Below are 3,612 nucleotides of genomic sequence, written 5' to 3' on the forward strand. Positions count from 1 at the left end.
CGGCAAGCCCGGTCCCCTCCGCCGATCGCTGAGCCAGTACTGGTACGCGTGGGCCATGGTGACCCCGGTCGTCGTGGTCACCGCGGCGCTGATCGGCTGGCCGCTGGTGCGGGGCGTCTACCTGTCCATGACCGACGCCACCGAGGCCAACATGGGCCGCACGATCGGCGTCAACGTCATCCCCTCGACGTATGAGTTCACCGGCCTGGACAACTATCTGTCCATCCTCGGCAGCGGTCTGTTCTGGGAGAAGCTCACCTGGACGGTCCTGTGGACCGTCGCCTGCGTCGCATTCCACTACGGCGTCGGGCTCGGCCTGGCCCTGATGCTCAACCGGAGGATGCGCTTCCGCTCGGCCTACCGGGTGCTGCTGATCCTGCCGTGGGCGATCCCCCCGTTCGTCGCCGCGTTCATCTGGCGCTATCTCTACAACAGCGACTACGGCGTCATCAACGCCATGCTGCGGGGCATGGGCCTGGGCGGCGTCGGCTGGCTCGACGACCCGACCACGGCGAAGATCGCCGTCGTCGCGGTCAACGTCTGGATCGGCATCCCCTTCATGATGCTGGCCCTGCTGGGCGGGCTCCAGTCGATCCCGCGCGAGCTCTACGAGGCGGCCGAGGTGGACGGCGCGTCGCCCTGGCAGCGCTTCCGCTTCGTCACGATCCCCGGCCTGCGCACGGTCTCCAGCACCGTGATCCTGCTGGGCACGATCTGGACCTTCAACATGTTCCCGCTGATCTTCCTGATCACCGGCGGAGGCCCGGGCAGCTCCACGGAGATCCTGGTCACCTACGCCTACCGCGAGGCGTTCACCGGCATCCGCAACTACTCCGGCTCGGCGGCCTGGGGCGTGCTCATCCTGCTGCTCCTGATCGTGATGGCCGTCGTCTACCGCCGCGCGCTGCGCAAGCAAGGGGAGGTCTGGTGATGAGCACCGCCACTGTGAGTCCCGGGAGCCCGAAGGGGGCCGCGAGGCGCCGCCGCGCCCGCAGCCGTGAAGAGCGCAGCCTCGGCAGCTCGATCCTGCTGCACGGCACGCTCATCGTCGCGTCCCTCATCTCGATCTTCCCGGTCGTCTGGCTGATCCTGACCTCGCTCAAGCCGCGCGACGGCTGGTTGTCCACCGAGCTGAAGCTCTTCGACGACTCCTCGCTGGACAACTACACCCGGGTGCTGACCGAGACGCAGTTCCCGAACTGGCTGCTCAACTCGGTGATCATCGCGGCGTTGACCACGGTCATCGGGGTGTTCCTGGCCTCCACGACCGGGTACGCGATCAGCCGCTTCCGCTTCCCGGGCTACCGCGGCGTGATGTGGATGCTGCTGATCACCCAGATGTTCCCGGTGGCGATCCTCATCGTGCCGCTGTACAACCTGATGGCGGGTCTGGGGCTGCTCAACCAGATCCCGGGCCTGGTCATCGCCTACATGACCGTGGCGGTGCCGTTCTGCGCGTGGATGATGAAGGGCTACTTCGACTCCATCCCGCGCGAGATCGACCAGGCCGGAATGATCGACGGGCTGAGCCCGTTCGGCACCTTCTGGCGGGTCATCCTGCCGCTGGCCCGGCCCAGCCTCGCGGTCACCGCGTTCTACTCCTTCATGACCGCCTGGGGCGAGGTCGCCTACGCCACGGTGTTCATGACCGGGGACGAGACGCGCACCCTGGCCGCGGGCCTGCAGCAGTTCATCGGCCAGCACTGGTCCGACTGGGGCCTGATGACCGCGGCGGCCGTGATGATCGCGGTGCCGGCGGCGGTCGTCTTCCTCCTGGTCCAGCGCAACCTCGTGGCCGGGCTGACCGCCGGCGCCACGAAGCTGTGACGCCGGCTGTAACACCACTGTGCTAACACGTCCTGATATGTCATTTGATCGGGGGACAAATATGACCGAGCTCGTCCAGGTGGACCGTGCCGCCGACACCGAGACCCGGTGGTGGCGGGACGCGGTGATCTACCAGGTCTACGTGCGCAGCTTCGCCGACGGCAACGGCGACGGCATCGGCGACCTCCTGGGGGTGCGGTCCCGCCTGCGGTACCTCGCCGACCTGGGGGTCGACGCGATCTGGTTGAACCCCTTCTACACCTCGCCGATGGCCGACTTCGGCTACGACGTGGCGGACTACCGGGACGTGGACCCGATCTTCGGCTCGCTCGCCGACGCCAAGGCGCTGATCGACGACGCGCACAAGCACGACCTGCGTGTGATCGTCGACGTGGTCCCCAACCACACCTCCGACCAGCACGTGTGGTTCCGGCAGGCGCTGGCCGCCGGGCCGGGCAGCCCCGAGCGGGCGCGCTACATCTTCCGCGAGGGCAAGGGGGCGCACGGCGAGCTGCCGCCGAACGACTGGGAGTCGGTATTCGGCGGGCCGGCGTGGACCCGGCTGCCCGACGGGCAGTGGTACCTGCACCTGTTCGCCCCCGAGCAGCCCGACCTGGACTGGGAGAACCCCGAGGTCCACGCCGAGTTCGAGTCGATCCTGCGCTTCTGGCTCGACCTGGGGGTCGACGGCTTCCGCATCGACGTCTCCCACGGCATGGTCAAGGCCGACGGGCTGCCCGACGTCGGCCACCCCGACCAGGTCAAGATGATCGGCACCGAGGTGGTGCCGTTCTTCGACCAGGACGGCGTCCACGAGATCCACCGCGCCTGGCGCCGGCTGCTCGACTCCTACCCGGGGGAGCGGATCGGCGTCGCCGAGGCCTGGGTGCCGACCCTGGAGCGACTGGCCAACTACGTCCGCCCGGACGAGATGCACCAGGCGTTCAACTTCCACTTCCTGACCACCCCGTGGGACGCCGCCGCCTTCCGGTCGGTGATCGACGAGTCGCTGACGTCCGCCGGTTCGGTCGGCGCGCCCGCCACCTGGGTGCTGTCCAACCACGACGTCAAGCGGCACGTCACCCGCTACGGCCACGGCGAGCTCGGCCTGCGCCGGGCCCGCGCGGCGGCCCTGATGACCCTGGCCCTGCCCGGCTCCACCTACGTCTACCAGGGTGAGGAGCTCGGCCTGCCGGAGGTGCTGGACCTGCCCGAGGAGTACCTGCAGGACCCGCAGCGGCTGCGCAACCCCGAGGACGGCCGCGACGGCTGCCGGGTGCCGATCCCGTGGGTCGACGCCGAGCCGCACTTCGGCTTCAGCATGCCGGGCATCGAGGAGACGTGGCTGCCCATGCCGGGCTCCTGGGGCCCGCTGAGCGTCCACTCCCAGCTGCGCGACCACTCCTCCACGCTCCACCTCTACCGGGAGGCGCTGCGGATCAGGCGGGAGCGCCGGTCCTTCGACGCCCCCCTGAGGTGGCTCGGCTCCCCGGAGGGCACGCTCGCCTTCCGGCGCGGCGACGGTTTCGCGTGCACCGTCAACCTGACCGGCGAGCCGGTCGAGCTGCCCGCGCCCGGCCGGGTCCTGCTGGCCAGCGCCGAGCGGCCCGGAGTCGAGGGGGGCACCGTACGGCTCGCTCCGGACTCCGCCGTATGGTGGGAATGCGATGACGTCCTCTAACAACGGCTCCCTGACCACCGGCACCGCCCGGCTGACCGACATCGCCGCGCACGCCGGGGTCAGCGAGGCGACGGTGAGCCGGGTGCTGAACGGCAAGCCAGGGG

Annotated in this window: 4 protein-coding genes; all 4 read left to right on the top strand. The window is 69.5% G+C overall.

Translation table 11 applies throughout. The annotated features are described in order from the left end of the window. On the top strand, positions 1–931 hold a 931-nt coding region (locus tag Pta02_RS11630), incomplete at its 5' end, for a carbohydrate ABC transporter permease (protein WP_203874774.1). Beyond that, positions 931–1,827 (top strand): sugar ABC transporter permease, encoded by an 897-nt coding sequence (locus Pta02_RS11635; protein WP_203874775.1) that lies wholly within the window; start codon positions 931–933, stop codon positions 1,825–1,827. The genes Pta02_RS11630 and Pta02_RS11635, both read left to right, overlap by 1 nt. A gap of 61 nt (positions 1,828–1,888) precedes the next feature. Next, positions 1,889–3,508, top strand: a complete 1,620-nt coding sequence (locus tag Pta02_RS11640; RefSeq protein ID WP_203874776.1) for a glycoside hydrolase family 13 protein — start codon at positions 1,889–1,891, stop codon at positions 3,506–3,508. Then, on the top strand, positions 3,495–3,612 hold a 118-nt coding region (locus Pta02_RS11645; protein WP_203874777.1), incomplete at its 3' end, for a LacI family DNA-binding transcriptional regulator. The genes Pta02_RS11640 and Pta02_RS11645, both read left to right, overlap by 14 nt.

Origin of the sequence: Paraplanobispora takensis (assembly GCF_016863195.1) — a bacterium.
In the GTDB taxonomy this organism is placed as follows: Bacteria; Actinomycetota; Actinomycetes; order Streptosporangiales; family Streptosporangiaceae; genus Planobispora; species Planobispora takensis.

Bases quoted from the DNA above. Each gene is read 5' to 3' on its own strand.
- Pta02_RS11635 (WP_203874775.1), top strand. From the start codon at position 931: ATGAGCACCGCCACTGTGAGTCCCGGGAGCCCGAAGGGGGCCGCGAGG.
- Pta02_RS11640 (WP_203874776.1), top strand. From the start codon at position 1,889: ATGACCGAGCTCGTCCAGGTGGACCGTGCCGCCGACACCGAGACCCGG.